This is a genomic window from Agrobacterium sp. 22-214-1, assembly GCF_053522465.1.
Genome location: NZ_JBNWCK010000001.1, coordinates 1,498,613 through 1,516,940 on the forward strand (window position 1 = coordinate 1,498,613; position 18,328 = coordinate 1,516,940).

Consider the following 18,328-nt stretch of genomic DNA (forward strand, 5'->3'; position numbering starts at 1 on the left):
ATCGAACCAGCCATGTGCATGATATTCCGTGAGGCGATCATGGATTTTCTTTATGGGTCGTCCCCGGCAGGAGATCGCCGGCCTCATGGGCCGGCACATCAGGCCGGGGACGATGGCGACAATCAACGCGTCTTCAGCAGATCGCGGATTTCGGTGAGGAGCTTGACGTCTTCCGGCGGCGGTGCTGCTTCCGGCTTTTCCTCGACCTTCTTGCGCTCAACGGAATCACGAAGCTTGTTGACGCCCTTGACCATCAGGAAAATGATCCAGGCCAGGATAAGGAAGTTGATGAGAACCGTCAGAAAGTTGCCGTAGGCGAAGACGGCGCCCTGATCGCGGGCGGCGGCGAGCGACGTAGCGTTGACGCTGGAGCTCAGCGGCAGGAAGTAGTTCGAAAAATCGAACCCGCCGAAGATCGCACCGACAATCGGCATGATGAGATCGTTGACGACGGAGTCGACGATCTTGCTGAAAGCCGCACCGATAATAACACCCACGGCCAGATCCATGACATTGCCGCGGGCAATGAAGGTTTTAAATTCGTTAAGCATTCAGATTGTCCCTCTCTCCTGCTTCGCGAGCTGAAGCTATGTGACTGTCCCTACGGGTCGAACCATATAGGGTCCGGGCTTCATTTGGAATCCGCGGGATTGCATTTATTAGCTTTTTTGCACGCGCACCTTGAACTTTATGCTCAGACCGCGCTCATTCTCAACGGCAGAGAATTCGCCTATGCTGATATTCGGGAATTCTTGCATGGGGAGGATGCGTGCTTCCTGGGTGGATCATATTCGGTTCGGCCTTCGCTTATGTCCTGCTGCTGTTTGCGGTTGCAAGCTATGGGGACAGGAAGAGCCGCAAAAGAAACGCTCCGAACAAGGGGCGTCCGTTCGTCTATGCGCTCAGCCTGGCGATCTATTGCACCTCCTGGACCTATTTCGGCGGCGTGGGGCTTGCGGCAGACAGGGGGCTGGAATTTCTCGGCATCTATACCGGCCCGATCCTTGCCTTCACCATCGGCATGCCGATCATCCGCCGCATCGTCGAACTGGCGAAAACGGAAAAGCTGACGTCCGTTGCGGATTTCATTGCCGCCCGTTACGGCAAGAACTCCACCGTGGCGATGATCGTCGCCATCATCGCGCTCGTCGGCGCCATTCCCTATATCGCTCTGCAGCTGAAAGCCGTTTCCAGCTCGGTGGCGACGATGGTCGATCCCGGCGACTACGGCATTGGCAGCGGCAATCTTTATTTCCTCGATCTGCCGCTGGTCGTCACCATCGTCATGGCGGGGTTTGCCGTCATGTTCGGCACCCGCCACACCGATGCCACCGAACATCAGGACGGGCTCATTCTGGCGATCTCGATGGAATCGCTGGTCAAGCTGGTCGCCATGTGCACCGTCGGCTTTTATGTGCTCTTCGTCCTCTTCGACGGTCCCGTGCATCTGTGGCAGCTCGCCTCCGATAACGAACAGGCCATGCGGGCCATATCCTATCACACGCCCGTCAGCCGCTGGATCGTGATGACGCTGCTTTCCGGCTTCGCCATCATCCTGCTGCCGCGCCAGTTCCACGTCACCGTGGTTGAAAACCGCACGCCGCAGGAGCTGCGCATGGCGGGGTTCCTGCTGCCGCTTTATCTCATCGCGATCAACATCTTCGTGCTGCCGATTGCGCTGGCCGGCATTCTGACGCTCGGCGCCAATGGCGATGCCGACCTCTACGTGCTGCAATTGCCGCTCAATCACCAAATGCCGGTCGTGTCGCTGATCACCTTCATCGGCGGATTTTCGGCGGCGACCGCGATGGTGATCGTCGCTTCGGTGGCGCTATCGATCATGATTTCCAACGACATCGTCATGCCGATCTTCCTTCGGCAGAAGCTGCTGAACCGTTCTCCGCACCGGGACGACTTCGCCAAGACGCTGCTCAACATCCGCAGGACGGCAATCTTTGCGGTGCTGCTTCTGGGCTATGGCTATTATCGCGCCGCCGACAGCGCCACGGGCCTCGCCTCCATCGGCCTTCTGGCATTCGCCGCCATCGCCCAGATGGCCCCTGCCTTGTTCGGCGGGTTGTTCTGGCGGCGCGCCAATGCGCGCGGCGCAATCGCCGGCTTAAGTTCCGGCTTTTTCGTCTGGGCCTATCTGCTGTTCCTGCCAAGCTTCGGCGGGCCGGATAATTCCGAGGTCGCGGCGAATATTCTCGGCTTCCTGTTTTCCGGCAGCACTGTGTTCAATGGGCCTGAAGCCGATCCGTTCGTGAATGCGGTCATTCTCAGCCTGCTGGTCAACAGCCTTGCCTTCGTGCTCGGCTCGCTTTCGCGCAATCCGAGGCCGGTGGAGCGCATCCAGTCCGGCATCTTCGTCAAGCGCCACTCGAAATCGCAATTTGCGACGCGTGGCTGGAAAACCCGTGTCAGCGTCGGCGACCTCAAAAGCGCGGTCGCCCGTTATCTCGGCGAGGAGCGCATGCTGCGGTCACTCGCGACCTATGAAAAGACGGCGGGCAGGAAGCTGAATGACGACCAGCCGGCGGACATGGCGCTGATCCATTTCTCCGAACAGTTGCTGGGCAGCGCCATCGGCTCCTCCTCCGCCCGTCTGGTGCTTTCGATCATTCTTCAGAAGGCGGAAGATACCAGCGCGGACACGGCATGGCTGCTCGATCAGGCAAGCGAGGCCCTGCAATATAATCAGGACATGCTGCAAACGGCGTTGGCCCAGATGGATCAGGGCATTGCGGTTTTCGACAGTTCGCAGCAGCTCACCATCTGGAACCGGCGCTTCCGCACCCTTCTGGATTTGCCCGAGCAATTCGGGCAGGTCGGCGTACCGCTCACGGATATCGTTTCGATGCTGCAGGAACGCGGCGACATGCCTGATGGCGACACGAATGAGCTGATTACCAGCTTCCTGACCATGGACCTGCCCTTCTCGCTGGTGCTGGCGGGCGGCGAGCGCATCATCGAAGTGCGCTCCAACACCATGCCGGACAAGGGCATCGTCGCCACCTTCACCGATATCACCCAGCGTGTTGCGAGCGATCAGGCGCTGAAACAGGCAAACGAGACGCTGGAGCAGCGCGTGGCGGAGCGAACCGTCGAGCTTACCCGCGTCAACCGCGAACTGGCGGAAGCGAGGGCATCCGCCGACGAGGCGAATATCGGCAAGACACGGTTTTTCGCCGCCGCAGGCCATGACATTCTCCAACCCTTGAATGCTGCCCGCCTCTATTCCTCCTCGCTGGTCGAACGGCTTGGCGCATCGGGAGAAAGCGATCTCGTCCACAATATCGATTCGGCGCTGGAATCGGTCGAAACCATTCTCGGCGCGGTTCTCGATATTTCCCGTCTCGACACCGGCTCGATGAAGGCGCGCATGACATCCGTGCCGCTGAATGAGCTGCTGAAACGCATCGAAACCGATTTCGCGCCGATGGCGCAGGAAAAGAACCTCGACCTCGTGGTCATGCCAACCTCACTCACGGTCCGCTCCGACCCCAATCTCCTGCGGCGTCTGATACAGAATCTCGTTTCCAACGCCATCAAATACACCTTGAAGGGCAAGGTGGTCGTCGGTGCGCGCCGTCGGGGCGGCGAAGTGGTCATTCAGGTGACGGATTCCGGTATCGGCATTCCCTCATCCAAGTTTCGCACCGTCTTCAAGGAATTCGCCCGATTGGACGAGGGTGCAAGAACGGCATCCGGCCTCGGGCTCGGTCTTTCCATCGTCGACCGGCTGTCGCGCATGCTGCACCATCCAGTACAGCTGATTTCCACCCCCGGAAAAGGCACGACCTTCCGCATCCACCTGCCGCGCGAGGCGGATCGCCTCGTACCGGCCAAAGCCGATGGCGGGACAATCAGTCCCGCAGCCAGCGACCGCCTTCAGGGCGTCCGGGTGCTCTGCATCGACAACGAGCCGAAAATCCTCGAGGGCATGACGCTGCTCTTGACGGGATGGGGTTGTGAGGTTTTACCCGCAGGTTCCGTGGCGACGCTTGAGGAGCCCTTCCTCACTTTGACCGAAGCCCCCGACGTCATCGTCGCCGATTACCATCTGGACGATGGCGACGGTATCAGCGCCATCCGCCTCATCAGAACATTTTACGGCAAGACGATCCCTGCCCTGCTGGTGACGGCGGATCGCAGCCCGGAAGTGCGCAGCGACGCCGAAAAATACGGGATTTCGGTTCAGCACAAACCGGTCAAACCGGCGGCGCTGCGGGCCTATATCAACCAGATATCCAGCACGGTGCGGGCAGCGGCCGAATAAAAACTCCCGGACCTTGCGATCCGAGAGCTTCTTTGACCTTCAAAAAAATAGACCTATCAGGCCGCCTGATTGTAACGATCCCTACCGGTCGCCGAACCCTGTTCCATCTGGAACCGCTGCACCAGATCGAGCAGCGCTTCCACCTCGCCGGAAAGCACCCGGCTGGCCGCGCTCGACTGTTCGGCAAGCGCCGCATTCTGCTGCGTCATCTGGTCCATCTGGTTGACGGAGCTGTTGACGTTGTGAAGAGCGGAGGACTGATCCTGCGTCGCCGTCGCAATGGTTTCGACATGCTGGCTGACGGTAACGATCTGCTGGCTGATGGCGGAAAGAACCGTGCCCGCCTCCTGCACCAGCTTCGAACCGGAGCTGACCTCATGCGTCGACTGGTTGATGAGCTGCTTGATCTCGCGGGCCGCGTCGGCGGAGCGCTGGGCGAGCTCACGCACTTCCTGCGCCACCACGGCAAAACCCTTACCCGCCTCACCCGCACGCGCCGCCTCGATGCCGGCATTGAGCGCAAGAAGATTGGTCTGGAAGGCGATGTCGTCGATGACCTCGATGATCTGCTCGATCTTGCGCGAGGCGTCTTCGATGCGGCCCATGGCGTCGACGGCGTTGCTGACGACCGAACCGGAACTGTCGGCGCTCTGCTTGGTGATGCGCACGGCCTCATTGGCCTCCCGCGCCCGCTCGGCCGACGATCTGACGGTAACCGTGATTTCGTCTACGGCGGCGGCAGTCTCTTCCAGCGAGGCGGCCTGATTTTCGGTACGCTTCGACAGATCGACCGACGATTGCTCGATTTCAAAGCCGCTATGCTGAATGATGAGCGTGCGCTCGCGGATCTGCCCCAGTGCATCGCGCAGATTGAGTAGGGATTCGTTGAAATCCGTGCGTAGACGATCAAGACGACCGGCGAAAGGCGTCTCGATCGTGCGGCTCAGATCGCCACGCGAGAGCCTGCCGAGGCCGGAAGCGATCTCGCCGACCGCAAATTCGATCTGGCCGTCGAGCTCCTGTTTTTCGGCGTCGTTGCGGTGACGTTCGGACTCGGCTGCGGAGCGTTCCTCGGCGCTTTTGCCCTCAATCGCCAGTTTCTCGATCGCATTCTCGCGGAAAATTACCAGCGCGCGGGCGATGTTGCCGAATTCATTGGTGTTGGTGGCGTAGGGGATCGGCGTGTCGAGATTGCCGTCCGAAAGGGACTTCACCGCATCGGTCAGCTTGCCAAGCGGCTGAAGCGTGCGCTTGATGACGAAATAGGCGAGCAGGCCGACGCCAAGCATGGCGAGCGCGCCACAGATCAGCATCATGTCGCGCAGGCTGTATATCTGCGCATCGTAGACATCCATGGGAACGCCGACGAACAGGATGCCAACGGTTGCGCCGGTCTTGTTCGTAACCGGCATATAACCGGTCATATAGCTGGTGCCGAACAGCGTGGCGGTGCCAAAATAGGCCTCTCCCTTGGAAACTTTCGGGAAAGCGGGATGATCGGTAGCAAGCTTGGTGCCTGCTGCTCTCTCACCCTTTTCGTTCTTCAGATTGGTGGTCAGACGAATGAACTCGCCGGCCTTGGCTTCAAAAACAGTAGAGATACCGCCGTTGCCGGCTGCCGTGCGATCGACGAGATCATTGTCACGCATCGTTCCGATGCTGGCGCGACCGACGCTCTTCAACTCGCCATCCACCATTTCGAGGGCAACGCCGCCGACCTTCATCTCATAGAGGATGGCCATGCCGCGCATGGCGCTGTGCGTATCACGCAGCGCGGTGGTGATGATGTTGTCCTTCAAGCGAATGTAGGTCGAAAAACCAACTGCCGCCACGCTGAGCGTGATCAGGCCGATCGTCAACGCGACGACCTTGCCGGCAACGGACTTAAAGAGCCGGTTGTGCATGAAACAGTTCCCCAAAGCCAAACTTATAAAAGTTCTAATAGGCAACTGTTAAAAAAACGCGAAGTGTCGATAGCGCCTTTTAGGGGGGCACAAGCCGGGGCGGCACCTACCGGCTTATGAGGGACGGGAAAACCCGTCCGCCGTCAGTGGATATAACCGAGCCGGATGGCCTTGGCGATCGCCTGGATGCGGTTGACGGAATCGAGCTTGATCGTCGCCGAACCGAGATAGGCGTTGACGGTGTGCACGGAAAGCCCGAGTTTGACCGCGATTTCTTCGCTGATACGGCCGTCCCCCGCCAGTTGCAGGCAGGCGATTTCCCTCTCGCTCAGCGCTTCCGAAGGCGCCGCCTTGCGCTCGTCCAGCGCCAGCATGTCCACCATGATTTCACAGCATTTGATGTGCTGTTCGATCACGACCTCATTGTCGAGAACGAGGTTGGTGCCGCAGAAGACGATATAACCGTTGCCGATGGTGCCGAGCCGCACCGGAAGCGCCAGCCCCGCATAGGGCAATGTGTCATTCTCGATGCGGCGCAGAAGTGCAGGCACGTCGGGAAGGTCGGCAAAGCCGCCGGCATTCTTGTTGCGCCAGATGACCGGCAGGAGCGATGTCTCGATATGATCGAGAAGAATATCGCCGACGGCGCGGATGAACTGCGCGCTCTGCTCTGCGGCATTCATGCCCCAGTTTTCCAGTTCGCAGGTCAGCTTCTTCTTGTTGGGGAAACCGGAAGCGGCAGCCTTCGTCACCACGAAATTTCGCGCGCCGACAAGCTTTTGCATGGCGACGAGCTTCGGAAAAAGATCCGACCGGCTCGTCACGACAGGACTGCGGTAAAACATGCCCGTTTGACCTGTACCCTCATTGTCTTTCGTCTGTACCATCCGTCCGACCATTATACGAGGTTGTTGCGCACGGCGTAGGCAATTGCCTCCGAGCGGGTTTTCGTCGCGGTTTTACGCATCACGCTTGTAATGTAATTATTGATCGTATTGCGTGAAATGCCAAGGATCATCGCAATTTCATCGCTTGTCTTGCCTTCCGCGATCCAGAACAGGCATTCGAGCTCGCGCTCTGTGAGATCGATATCGCGCACGGTCTTTGCTTCGCTGGCAATGCCGAAGCTGACGCAATAGCCCGTCAGCAGGGCGATTTCCCGCAGCCTTTCCGGCGAAGGCACCGCTTCTTCGGGAAACAGCAGCAGTAGCGAAAGCCGGATGCGGCCTACACAGAAAGACAGCGCCGAATATTGCCGGTCTATGCCGTAGGGAACCGAAACATCGTCGGGAAGGAAGAGCAGCCGCGGCTGCAGAAGCGAAAGGCATTTTTCCATTTCGCTCGATCTGTTCTGGCTGTTGGCCAGTTCAAGGCCAAGCCTGCGGACCAGATCGAAAGGCCAGTCGGAGGTGACGATGAATTTCAGTCCGGTTTCTTCGAGAAGATCATCCCGCGCCAGCAGATAATGCGAGGCGCCAGCGTAGGTTACGAGCAGATCCAGTGCGCCTGCAACGTTACCGGCAGCAGCCGTGGCTGCGACGTTTTTAGCAAGCTGATCGCGCGGCAAGGGCTTACCCATGCCCTCCATAGGCTTGGCAGACAGCCTGCGGATATCAACATCGACTTTCAATCGCCTACGCCCTCTTGCTCCCAGTGGGAGATTATACCTCGGGATGGAATCATTCCATTCGAGAAGCTTACCAAAATGGGACGGCAAGCCCCCGGAGACCGAATCATTTCATTTTATGGAACGGACTGGGATTTGCCATTACCTGACACCAGCCTTTCCACGTATTTCACTGTTCGTCTATTGCTAAAAAAACATACTGAAAAGCTGTTCAATCCATAAACGGCATTCTCAGCCAATTCCCAGCAAACTGTATCGTTGCTGAATTTTTTGTAAACACTGTCCTGAAACGAGATTGCCACGATGCGCCTGCCAAGGATAGCAAAAAGCCCAAAAACGGAAAAAAGGCCGGGTAAAACCGGCCTTTTCGATATTATGCTGCTTTTTCCACCGCCCATTTGCGCAGAATCTTGGCGGCTCTTTCCTCGCTGATTTCCACCATGCGGGAGAGCCTGCGTTCCGGCCCTTCGCGAACCCGGCGGTTGAATGTGCCCTCGCCATCGCCGCCCGCCAGAAGGTCGTCGGTGCTGTCGAAGCCGAAATCCGCCCCGAAACCTTCCATGAGACCACCTGCGCCCGCATCCATGCCGGGAGAGAAATCCGGCAGTTCGAGACCGGCGGCCTCCTGGCTGAGCTGGCCTGCGGCGGCGCCGTTGCCAGTGACCGTGCGGACCAGAGGGCGTACGCCAAGCCAGACAACGAGGAAGGCGACCGCGACAAAGGCAAGCGAGTTGATGATGCCGGCGGAGTTGCGGCTCAGCACTTCCATGATGCCTGGACCGCTGGCAGCCTCGTCAAGCAGCTGTGTTTCGAGGAAGTCCATGGCAGTCAGCGTCACCATGTCGCCGCGGTCAGCCGAAATGCCAGCTGCGGAGGTGACGATCTTCTGCATTTCCGCAAGATAGGCGTCGATCTTGGCCTGATCGGCAGGTTCGCCGACCATTTTCGCGATGCGTCCCTTGTTGACGACGACGGCAACCGAGAGCTTCTCGACCGTGTAGCCGTTCTTGACCGTGGCGACCGTCTTGGAATTGATCTCGTAGTTGGTCTGCTCTTCCTTCTTAGCCGACTGGTCGGAGGACTGCGGACCACCGCCGCCACCCTGCGGTGCTGCCTGCGGCACGTTCTGTTCGACGGTCGCGGCGGTATCGGGCTGGGTTTCCTGCGACTTCTGGTCTTCTTTCACCGTGCGCACGGAGCGCTCGACGCGCGATTCCGGATCGTAGACGGTTTCCTGGATCTGGCGGCTGTCGGTATTCAGCTGCGCCGTCACGCTGGAGCGGAAATTGTCCATGCCGAGGAAAGGCGCCAGCGCCTTGTCGATGTTGGTCGAGATTTCCTGCTGCACGTTCTGCGCCAGCGTCAGCGAGCGGTTCATGGCGGCATTGGTGACATCGTCGCCGGAGGCGAGAAGCTGGCCGGTCGAATCGAGCAGGGTCACATCGTCGACTTCGAGGCCGGGAACAGCCGAGGCGACGAGGTGACGGATGGAGGCGGACGCCTTGCGGCCGGCCGAAGCACTGGCGCGGATCATGACCGATGCGGTGGGCTTCTGTTCGCCACGGCGGAAATTGCCGACGTCAGGCATGACGATATGGACGCGTGCGGCCGCAATGCCGTCGATCTGCTGGATGGAGCGGCCGATCTCGCCCTCAAGAGCGCGAACGCGCGTCACTTCCTGCATGAAGGAGGTCAGGCCGAGAGAGCCGACATTGTCGAAAAGCTCATAACCGGCATTGGCGCTGTCGGGCAGGCCGCGCTCGGCCAGAAGCAGCCTTGCCTTGCTGGTGAGGCCGACGGGAACCTGAAGGCTGGAACCATCAGTCCCCACCTGAAAGTCCAGACCCGATTCGGCGAGCGCAATGCTGATCTTGTTAAGGTCGCTTTTTTCAAGCCCCACATAGAGGGTCTCGTAAGCGGGACGGTTCACGTAAAGAGCTGCAGCAAGGATGATGGCCATGGACACAACGCCCACGCCGCCCAGCATCAGCAGCCGCGTCTGCCCCAGCGCCGCGACATTCTTCAAGACCTGAGGGATTTGATTTAACAGATTCATTCTGTTCCGCACCGTCATTCATAGAGTCCGAGACCTTTTGGCCCCGTCGTGACAATAGGGTGCGAAGCTTGCGCGAGCGTTGCCTTTCTCCGCATTCCGCGAAGGACGGCAACACTGGCCGAAATAGTTCTAGAAGAGGTCGAAGTCGCCCGAGGCCTTGTCGAGCGGCTGGGAATGGCCATGGCGGAAGGCCGCGCCGAGCGCCTTCTGCATTTCGGCCAGCTTGACCAGGCTGAGGGCGGTGGAAACATCCACGATCCAGTTTCCGGGGATGGAACCGGTGATGGTATCGATGAATTCCGCAAGGCCGCGGGTTTTCTGGACGGCAAGATCGATGCCCTGCAGCAGCTTGACGCCTTCGCTGGACAATTGACCGCTGGTCACTTCAAGCAATTGCGGCTCGATGCGCTCGATGAGATAGGCGACGTCGTGCAGTTCCGATACCACGCGCATCAGAACGTCCGGCAGGGCTTCTTCGAACGGAGTGGCGGCGGTGTGCTCTGCAAGCTGCATTGGAAACTCCGTGACTAGAAAAATTCGATGTCGTTGGCGACTGGCTTGGGGGCCGGCACCGGACGCGTTTCCATGGCAACCGTCTTCTGGGTTTCCGCGCCGCTCAGCGGATGCTGACGTGCACGCCCGGAGACCGGCCAGAATTCGATCTTTCGGCCGTGATCCCCACCCGTGGAGGAGCTTAAGACCGGAATACCTTCATCCTTCAGAAACTGCATGGCGAAGATGGCATTCTGCTCGCCGACATTGGAGAAGCTGGCAATCGTCTTTGCGCCGCCGAAAACCTTGGCTTCCAGCCGGTCGCGCCGCGCCCCCTGCTTCAGGAGGCCGTTGATCAGGAGCTCCATGAGATGCACGCCGTAACGCGTCGCATCTCCGCCGGTCACATTTCCCGTTCCCGGCAGCAGGAAGTGATTCATGCCCCCTAAGCCGGCAACGGGGTCTCTCAGACAGGCGGCCACGCACGAACCGAGTATCGTCGTCAGCACCACATCGGGATCGCTGACGACCTTATACTCGCCCTGAATGATATGTACGCGCTTGGCCGCAGCTTCAATCATTTCAGCGATCCGAAAACCGCCTCGATGGCAGCGCGCATCTTGTCGATCGTGAAGGGCTTGGCCAGCACGTTGTTGGCGCCGAGCTGGGCTGCCTTCTGCACCAGCGCGCGGTCGCCCTGCGCGGTGAGGATGATGAAGGCGGCCTTCTTGGTGGTCGGGTTGGCCCTGACGGCGTGCAGGAAACCGAGACCGTCCATCTTCGGCATGTTGAAATCGGAAATGACGAGATGATGGGGCTGCTGCTCCATGATCTTCATTCCCTGCTCGCCGTCACCGGCGGCGGTGATCTGCTTGAAGCCGAGCTGTGTCAGCGCATCGCTGAGGAGCAGCCGGCTGGTCACCTGATCGTCGACGATCAGAACTTTGATCTTTTCTGCGAGAGACATTAGTCAGCACCTTCTTTGCGGGCAGTGGTTAGTTTCAGGATTTCTTCGCCGATGGAGGCCAGCGGGAGTTGCTGTTCCACGGCGCCAAGTTCATAGGCCACGCGGGGCATGCCGTAGACGACACATGTTTTTTCGTTCTGGCCGACGGTGCGCGCGCCGGCATGACGCATTTTCAACAGCCCGGCTGCGCCATCGCGGCCCATGCCGGTGAGAATGACGCCGACGGCGTTGCGGCCGGCAAGCTCCGCCACCGAGTCGAACAGCACATCGACGGAGGGCCGGTGGCCGTTGACGGGATCGCGTTCGACAAGCCGGCAGCAGGGTGCGGACCGGTTGGCGATCTGCAAATGGCGCTCGCCGCCCGGCGCAAGATAGATCTTGCCGGTCTGCAGACGCGCACCGTCCGTCGCCTCTTCCACCACGGGGGCGCAGATACGGTTCAGCCGTTCGGCGAAACTCTTGGTGAAGGTCGGCGGCATGTGCTGGGTGATGACGGTCGGCGGGCAATTGGCCGGGAATTTCTGCAGCACGGCGATCAGCGCTTCGACACCGCCCGTGGAGGAACCGATGGCCACGACCTTGCGCCCAGCCCGATATTCACTGACCGGGACCGGCTGCGGCGCGGCCGCCGCTTCCGGGCGCGCCGCGCGGTAGGCGGCGTGTTGCGAGCGGGCGGCGGCCTTCACCTTGTCGGCCAAATCGCCGAAGGGGCGTGCATCGCCCGGCGCCGGCTTGCCGACACAGTCGAAGGCGCCGATTTCAAGCGCAGCCAGCGAAGCATCCGCGCCGCGATGGGTCAGCGACGAGACCATGATGACCGGCATGGGCCGCAGGCGCATGATCTTTTCGAGAAATTCCAGCCCGTTCATTTCCGGCATCTCGATATCGAGCGTCACGACATCGGGATTGAGCTGCTTGATGGCCGCGCGTGCTTCCATGGCGTTGCCGGCCTGCCCGACCACCTCGACTTCCGGATCGGCCTTGAGGACAGCCGAAATCAGGCCGCGCATGGTGGGGGAATCATCGACGACGAGTACCCGTGCGAGTGCGCTCATGCCTTCCTCCCCGAAGCGTGGCCAGTGAAGCGGTAGGTGGTGATGCCCGTATTGTCGAACAGGTTCTTGGCGTCACCGGAGACGCGTTCGGAATGACCGATATAAAGATGACCGCCTTCCGGCAGCAGCCCGGCAAAACGCGACCAGATGCGCATCTGCGTCGGCTCGTCGAAATAGATGACGACGTTGCGGCAGAAGATCACGTCGAAATTGCCCTTGAAGGGCCATTGCGTCATCAGGTTCAATTCGTTGAAGGTGATGAGACGCTTGACCTTGTCGTCGATGCGGAACTTGCGGCGACCGCCGGCATCGACTTCCGTGAACCATTGCTTGCGCATGGCGGGAGACACGGTTTCGAGCGCATTGTCGTCATAGACCCCTGCCCGGGCCTGCGCCAAAATCTTGGGGTCGATATCCGTCGCGAGAATCTTGAAATCGTAATCCGCCGCATTCGGGAACATGGCAAGCACGGTAAGCGCGATGGAATAGGGCTCCTGCCCGTCCGAACAGGCGGCCGACCAGATGCGGACACGCCCGCCACTCTTCGCCCGGGCGATGAGGCCCGGCAGGACCTCGTCACGCAGATGTTCGAAATGGTGGTTTTCGCGGAAGAAGCGGGTGAAATTCGTCGTCAGATGCGACAGCATTTCGCGCCGCGCCTGCGCGCCATCCGGCGAGGACACCAATGCGCAATATTCGCGAAAACCCGACAGGCCGAGATTGCGGATATGCTTCGAGAGGCGGGAATAGACCAGCGACGCCTTGGTGTCGTTGAGATAGATGCCCGCATCGGCATAGATCATCGCCGCGATTTCCGACAGGTCGCGTCTCGTCAGCGGGTATTCGCCGCTGGCAAGAACCTCGTCGGGAGACTGGCGCTGGTCGCTGAAATTAAGTGCTGCCATGAACGATCCGCTTTCAACCTGTTGCCGCAAGCGACATTTCCTGCTTCAGGGGCTGTCCGCGCGAGGCGCTGACGATGGCATCGACATCCAGGATGAGCGCAACACGTCCGTCACCGAGGATGGTGGCGGCGGCAATGCCCGGAACATGGGTATAGTTGGCTTCCAACGACTTGATGACAACCTGGCGCTGGCCCTGGATCGCGTCGACCATCAGGGCACGCTGGCCGCCGCCTTCCGATTCCACCAGAAGAGCGACACCTTCGACCGGATCAGCCTGGGTCGGGCGGAAGTTCAGCACGCGGCCGACATCGACCAGCGGGCAGAAGGAGTTGCGGATGGAGATCAACCGCTGGTTCGCGCCGAAGGAATGAATGTTCTTCGCTTCCGGCTGCAGGGTTTCGACGATTGCCGTCAGCGGCACCACCAGCGTCTGGCCGGCAACGGTAACCACCATGCCATCAAGAACGGCAAGCGTCAGCGGCAGGCTCATGGTGAAGGTCGAGCCATGGCCGGGGCGCGAGGAGATGCTGATACGGCCGCCAAGCGCCTGAATGGAGCGCTTGACCACATCCATGCCGACGCCGCGGCCGGAAATGTCGGAAATCTTGTCGGCGGTGGAGAAGCCCGGCGCGAAGATCAGATTGTCGATTTCTTCATCCGTCAGGTTCGCATCGGCGGCGATGAGATCGTTGTCGATTGCCTTCTGGCGAACGCGCTCGCGGTTGATGCCCGCGCCATCGTCCTGAAGCTCGATCAGGATACGGCCCGAACGGTGCTTGGCCGAAAGCTTGATGGTGCCTTCCGGGTTCTTGCCCGCCGCTTCGCGCTTTTCCGGTGTTTCGATGCCGTGGTCGACGGCATTGCGGATCATATGCGTCAAAGGTTCGGCCAGCTTGTCGATGACCGTCTTGTCGACTTCCGTGTTCTCGCCTTCGGTGACGAGGCGGATCTGCTTGCCGATCATGTCGGCGACTTCGCGGACGATACGCGACATGCGCTGGAAGACGGGCTTCACCGGCTGCGCGCGGATCGCCATGACGCTGTCCTGAATTTCGCGCGTCAGCTGCTGTAACTCGTCGAGGCCCATATTGACGGCGGAAGTGCCGCTCGCATCGTTTTCGATGACGCTCTGCGATAGCATCGCCTGATTGATGACGAGTTCGCCGACGAGGTTGATCAGGCGGTCGACACGGTCGAGGTCGACGCGGATGGTCTGGCCGGCGCTGGCATTGGCCGCCGCATTGGCATTCGCCTGGGCTGCGGCAGGCGCTGCCGCCGCTTCACGCTTTTCGATGGCGGCATTGACGCTCTGGGCGATCTGCGTCGTCGCGACGGCCGTTTCGACGGCTGCGGCAACGTAGGACGCTTCAGCCGTGGCGATTTCAACAGCGGGCTGCTCTTCCGGTCCGCTATCGAGGGCCGAAAGATCGAACGGGACCGGGATCATAGGAAGCTCTTCCGCGTCGTCTGCGGCATCCGAAACAACCGGCACGATTTCGAGATCGCAATCCCATTCGGCAAATTCGAAGACGCTGCGGATGCCCTCTTCGCCCTTGTCGGTCGCAATCGAAACCGTCCAGGAAAGATAGGATGCTTCAGGATCGAGCTTGTCGAGCGAAGGCAGCTCCGACATGTCGCAATTGATGCTCATATCGCCGATGCGCGAAAGATCGCGCAGGAGAAGTGCCGCCTCGTTGCCCTTCGAATAAAGCGAGGCATGCGGCTTGAAGGTGATCTGGAAGGACGGCGCTTCCATCAGCGGCGTGGTTTCGTCGGCAAAGTCCGTGAAGGAGAACGGGATCGGCTCGAAGCCACTCTCATCCGTCGGCTTGGGTGCGACGGGTTGCGGCGCCTTGACGGCAGCTGGCGCTGCCACGGGCGCGGAAACCTGTATGGTTTCGCCGTTTGCCAGCGCTTCCAGTTCCTTGACGAGGCCGCGGGTGCGGCTTTCATCGACGCTGCCGCCGTCTCTGGCCGCATTGGTCAGGTCCGCCAGCACGTCGGCGGAGCGCAGCATGACCTTCAGAACATCCTGTGTCGGCTCCAGCTTGTTGGAGCGGACGCAGTCGAGGGTCGTTTCAAAAACGTGGGCGAAGGCCACGAGATCATCGAGACCGAAGGCACCCGCCCCGCCCTTGATGGAATGAACGGCACGGAAAACGGCGTTGACGGTTTCCGGATCGCGGTCGCCGTCATTCAATTTAAGAAGCCCCGATTCCAGTTCAGCGAGCTGCTCCTCGCATTCCTGGAAAAAGATTTCCTTGATTTCGTTCATATCCATCGTGAAATGTCCCGTATCAGGCGGTTACGCGTTCAATGGCATCGATGAGTTTCGCAGGGTCGAACGGCTTGACGATCCAGCCTGTCGCACCGGCCTGACGGGCGCGGTTCTTCTTCTCTGCGTCGCTTTCGGTCGTCAGAACGAGGATCGGGATCGCACGATACTTTTCGTTGCGCCGTACACCCTCGATGAAGCCGAAACCATCGAGACGGGGCATGTTGATGTCCGTCACGATAACATCGGGGTTGCTCTGCTCGAGCACTTCGAGGCCCTCGATGCCGTCTTCAGCCTGAATGGTTTCGAAACCGGCATTGTTGAGCGTGACCAGGAGCATGTTCCTGATCGTCCGGGAATCATCCACGGTAAGAACTTTTTTCTTCACTTTTGCATCTCCTTGGGGAGCAAATGGTCAATATCGACGCCTATCAGTTTCATCGTCTTGTCGAATGCATCGGACACCCTGGCAAAACCGAACCGCTTGCCATCCTCTTCCCAGGACTTCGCGCCGGCCATGAGGACCTGGGCGCAAAGCGCACCGATACGCTCCACCTCGGACGCATCTACCGACAAAGGTGCTCCCCTCAGCGTCATCAGCTTGCCGTGCAGGGCCGATGCTTCGTTGAGATCCAGCACCGGTGACAGTTTCAGCGTCGCCTCAGCTGCTTTTCTGGCTGCCATTACATGACTCCCTGACGTCTGAATTGTTGGTAATCCTGGCCGTAATCCGTGCGATTATCCGCACGGGCCATAAATGAAGTGTCCTGCCGGTCCGCACCGGACGCCGGTCTCGCCTGCCCCTGACGGGCGATGCGGAATTCGCGGATGGTGCGGCCGAGTTCGAGGATGACGGTTTGAAGCGCGTCAGCCTCGGAGGCGCTCGCGCTGATATCGACGGCGTTCCGGCCGGCCTGCCTGTGCTGCTCACTGATATCGGCGGCAACCGATTGCAGTTCGCCGGCCTGCTCGGCCGTATACCGGGAGACTTCCGCGATCATGTCGTTGATGCCAGAGACCTGCCGGACGACACCGCCGATTGCATCCTGCGTGCGGTTGACCATGCGCACGCCGCCCTCGACCTGCGTCTTGGTGGTGCCGACAAGGCTCTTGATCTCCCTTGCAGCGTCGGCGGAACGCTGGGCGAGCGCCCGCACCTCCTGCGCGACGACAGCGAAACCACGTCCGCTTTCACCCGCGCGCGCCGCCTCGATGCCGGCATTCAGAGCGAGAAGGTTGGTCTGAAAAGCGATCTCGTCAATCGTGCCGATGATCCTGCCGATCTGTTCGGCGGATTGTTCGATGTCCGACATGGCGTCAATCGCCTCGCCGATCGCCTTGCCGCTTTCGACCGCCGCCTCGCGGGCGCGGGAAACAGCCGTTTCCGTGGCCGATATGCGGGCGCCGTTTTCAGCAAGGTTCCCGATCATCGTCTGGATGGCGCGGGAGGTTTCGGCCAGGGCTTCGGCCTGCTGGCGGGAGCGCTCGGCCATGGAGCGGCCCATATCGACAAACCGCGCGCCGAGCGCCTCGGCCTCGCCAATGCTGTTTTGCGCCGCGATCAGCGATGCACCGATCGTTTCCAGAGCCGCATTGAAGGAAGCCGCAACATCGCGATAGGCTTCCGGCACTTCGCCGCCGATACGGGCCTGCAAATCGCCTGCGGCAAAGGCCGTCAGTGCCGTGCCCAGCAACTTCGCCGCTTCGGAACGGTCATTGTCGCGCTGTTCCGCCAGTTCGCGGCCATGGCGTAAGCGCAATTCGTTGAAGCGCAGCGAGACGGCGATTTCGGTATCGACCATCACCAGACGGACGACATTCTTGACGGCTTCCGCCAGTTCACGGGTTTTCTTGCGGTTGCCGGGCAGGATAGAGCGCGGCGCATGCTCGGCCACCAGCCCGCCGACAAGATGTTCCAGAACCACCGCGTGGCTGGCGATCTGCCAGCGCGGGTCGAGCCCCATGCGGCTGGCATTGTCGGAAAGAACCTTCACCCGCTCGGCATAGAGCGCGTCGAAACGCGCATCGGTCAGAACGCTCCAATGCGAGGATTGCAGATCGTGCAGGCGGTCGAGCTGGTTTTCGCTTTCGAAAGACGGAGAACAGTCCGGCATGGACTGGAAACGGGTCATCACGTCCCGCAGGCCGGCCTTGACGTAAGGCTCCAGCACGCTGCGATAGCTGCGCAGGAAATCGGATTGCATCTCGTCGAGGCCGGCAAAACGCAACCGTCCCGCCAGGCTTCCGCCTGCCGATCTGCGCGCTTGATCTGATGGCAAATCCTGCCCCAACCGACGTCCCCAACAACATGACGGCCGGTAAAACCCGGCCAAATTGGCCAAGGTTCAGAACGCCAGCACCCTAAGGGGATTTTTGAACGAACATACCCATCGCGGACGATGCGGCATCGACGCCTGCCAGACCTTCTTGAACCAAGAAACGAAAATACCGGATCGGCACCGGTACGGCAGTGCGGCGTCATGCCTGGAAGGGGAGAGAACCCCATTCCGCCGTGGAAATACCATCAATCTTTATGGTTAATTCCTTGCTTGAAAGTTAAGAAACACAGGCGTCGGCGTCAAACGGTAAAATTTGTAAAAGCTTTTAGCCAATGCCGCCCTCACTTTGCCGCAAACGGGCAAAAACGAAAAGGAATCGGACGGTGCGGGCGGTTTTTCCCGCATGCGCGCTGGACAAGCATGTCCGGCTTCCCCTAAAACAAATCAACAGGATATTCGCTCAACGGTGATGCTTTAAAGAGACCTTTA

The 18,328-nt window shown here is 60.0% G+C and carries 15 protein-coding genes; 1 reads left to right on the forward strand and 14 read right to left on the reverse strand.

Annotated elements, in window-relative coordinates:
* Positions 1-122 precede the first annotated feature (122 nt).
* Positions 123-551, reverse strand: coding sequence for a large conductance mechanosensitive channel protein MscL (gene mscL, locus ACQZ5G_RS07540; RefSeq protein ID WP_003522754.1), 429 nt, complete (start codon positions 549-551; stop codon positions 123-125).
* A gap of 218 nt (positions 552-769) precedes the next feature.
* Here mscL and ACQZ5G_RS07545 point away from each other — a divergent pair, with 218 nt between their 5' ends.
* Positions 770-4,279, forward strand: coding sequence for a PAS domain-containing hybrid sensor histidine kinase/response regulator (locus tag ACQZ5G_RS07545; RefSeq protein WP_448737284.1), 3,510 nt, complete (start codon positions 770-772; stop codon positions 4,277-4,279).
* A gap of 56 nt (positions 4,280-4,335) precedes the next feature.
* Here the strand turns inward: ACQZ5G_RS07545 and ACQZ5G_RS07550 are convergent, their stop codons facing one another.
* The 13 genes from ACQZ5G_RS07550 to ACQZ5G_RS07610 all read right to left on the reverse strand — a co-directional run bounded on the left by ACQZ5G_RS07550 (position 4,336) and on the right by ACQZ5G_RS07610 (position 17,902).
* The gene (locus ACQZ5G_RS07550; RefSeq protein WP_003522757.1) at positions 4,336-6,183 is read right to left on the reverse strand and encodes a methyl-accepting chemotaxis protein; all 1,848 of its coding nucleotides are present in this window, start codon (positions 6,181-6,183) and stop codon (positions 4,336-4,338) included.
* A 143-nt stretch (positions 6,184-6,326) separates the two neighbouring features.
* On the reverse strand, positions 6,327-7,028 hold the full coding sequence (visR, locus tag ACQZ5G_RS07555) for a transcriptional regulator VisR (protein ID WP_003522758.1): 702 nt from the start codon (positions 7,026-7,028) through the stop codon (positions 6,327-6,329).
* Positions 7,029-7,081: 53 nt separating this feature from the next.
* On the reverse strand, positions 7,082-7,813 hold the full coding sequence (visN, locus tag ACQZ5G_RS07560) for a transcriptional regulator VisN (protein WP_003522759.1): 732 nt from the start codon (positions 7,811-7,813) through the stop codon (positions 7,082-7,084).
* A 370-nt stretch (positions 7,814-8,183) separates the two neighbouring features.
* Entirely contained in the window at positions 8,184-9,866 is a 1,683-nt protein-coding gene (gene fliF, locus ACQZ5G_RS07565) for a flagellar basal-body MS-ring/collar protein FliF (RefSeq protein WP_448737283.1), read from the reverse strand.
* A gap of 129 nt (positions 9,867-9,995) precedes the next feature.
* Positions 9,996-10,379, reverse strand: coding sequence for a chemotaxis protein CheT (gene cheT / locus ACQZ5G_RS07570; protein ID WP_003522761.1), 384 nt, complete (start codon positions 10,377-10,379; stop codon positions 9,996-9,998).
* Positions 10,380-10,393: 14 nt separating this feature from the next.
* Positions 10,394-10,939 (reverse strand): chemoreceptor glutamine deamidase CheD, encoded by a 546-nt coding sequence (cheD, locus tag ACQZ5G_RS07575; RefSeq protein ID WP_003522762.1) that lies wholly within the window; start codon positions 10,937-10,939, stop codon positions 10,394-10,396.
* The gene (gene cheY2 / locus ACQZ5G_RS07580) at positions 10,936-11,325 is read right to left on the reverse strand and encodes a chemotaxis response regulator CheY2 (protein WP_003503467.1); all 390 of its coding nucleotides are present in this window, start codon (positions 11,323-11,325) and stop codon (positions 10,936-10,938) included. Before cheY2 ends, cheD begins: the two co-directional genes overlap by 4 nt.
* Positions 11,325-12,380 (reverse strand): protein-glutamate O-methylesterase CheB, encoded by a 1,056-nt coding sequence (cheB, locus tag ACQZ5G_RS07585; protein ID WP_003522763.1) that lies wholly within the window; start codon positions 12,378-12,380, stop codon positions 11,325-11,327. Before cheB ends, cheY2 begins: the two co-directional genes overlap by 1 nt.
* A complete protein-coding gene (gene cheR / locus ACQZ5G_RS07590; protein ID WP_003522764.1) occupies positions 12,377-13,285 on the reverse strand; it encodes a protein-glutamate O-methyltransferase CheR in 909 nt (302 codons plus the stop codon). Before cheR ends, cheB begins: the two co-directional genes overlap by 4 nt.
* 13 nt (positions 13,286-13,298) lie before the next feature.
* Positions 13,299-15,566: a chemotaxis protein CheA gene (locus ACQZ5G_RS07595; protein WP_448737282.1), complete on the reverse strand. Its 2,268-nt coding sequence runs from the start codon at positions 15,564-15,566 to the stop codon at positions 13,299-13,301.
* 16 nt (positions 15,567-15,582) lie between these two features.
* On the reverse strand, positions 15,583-15,948 hold the full coding sequence (gene cheY1 / locus ACQZ5G_RS07600) for a chemotaxis response regulator CheY1 (RefSeq protein ID WP_003493773.1): 366 nt from the start codon (positions 15,946-15,948) through the stop codon (positions 15,583-15,585).
* Positions 15,945-16,244, reverse strand: a complete 300-nt coding sequence (locus ACQZ5G_RS07605; RefSeq protein ID WP_003522766.1) for an STAS domain-containing protein — start codon at positions 16,242-16,244, stop codon at positions 15,945-15,947. The genes cheY1 and ACQZ5G_RS07605 overlap by 4 nt, the downstream gene beginning before the upstream one ends.
* Entirely contained in the window at positions 16,244-17,902 is a 1,659-nt protein-coding gene (locus ACQZ5G_RS07610; protein ID WP_448742661.1) for a globin-coupled sensor protein, read from the reverse strand. Before ACQZ5G_RS07610 ends, ACQZ5G_RS07605 begins: the two co-directional genes overlap by 1 nt.
* Between the last annotated feature and the right edge of the window lie 426 nt (positions 17,903-18,328).

Coding starts and splice junctions, on each gene's coding strand:
- visR (WP_003522758.1), bottom strand. CDS start 7,028: ATGTTTTACCGCAGTCCTGTCGTGACGAGCCGGTCGGATCTTTTTCCG.
- cheD (WP_003522762.1), bottom strand. CDS start 10,939: ATGATTGAAGCTGCGGCCAAGCGCGTACATATCATTCAGGGCGAGTAT.
- fliF (WP_448737283.1), bottom strand. CDS start 9,866: ATGAATCTGTTAAATCAAATCCCTCAGGTCTTGAAGAATGTCGCGGCG.
- cheY2 (WP_003503467.1), bottom strand. CDS start 11,325: ATGTCTCTCGCAGAAAAGATCAAAGTTCTGATCGTCGACGATCAGGTG.
- cheR (WP_003522764.1), bottom strand. CDS start 13,285: ATGGCAGCACTTAATTTCAGCGACCAGCGCCAGTCTCCCGACGAGGTT.
- ACQZ5G_RS07550 (WP_003522757.1), bottom strand. CDS start 6,183: ATGCACAACCGGCTCTTTAAGTCCGTTGCCGGCAAGGTCGTCGCGTTG.
- cheT (WP_003522761.1), bottom strand. CDS start 10,379: ATGCAGCTTGCAGAGCACACCGCCGCCACTCCGTTCGAAGAAGCCCTG.
- mscL (WP_003522754.1), bottom strand. CDS start 551: ATGCTTAACGAATTTAAAACCTTCATTGCCCGCGGCAATGTCATGGAT.
- ACQZ5G_RS07595 (WP_448737282.1), bottom strand. CDS start 15,566: ATGGATATGAACGAAATCAAGGAAATCTTTTTCCAGGAATGCGAGGAG.
- ACQZ5G_RS07605 (WP_003522766.1), bottom strand. CDS start 16,244: ATGGCAGCCAGAAAAGCAGCTGAGGCGACGCTGAAACTGTCACCGGTG.
- cheB (WP_003522763.1), bottom strand. CDS start 12,380: ATGAGCGCACTCGCACGGGTACTCGTCGTCGATGATTCCCCCACCATG.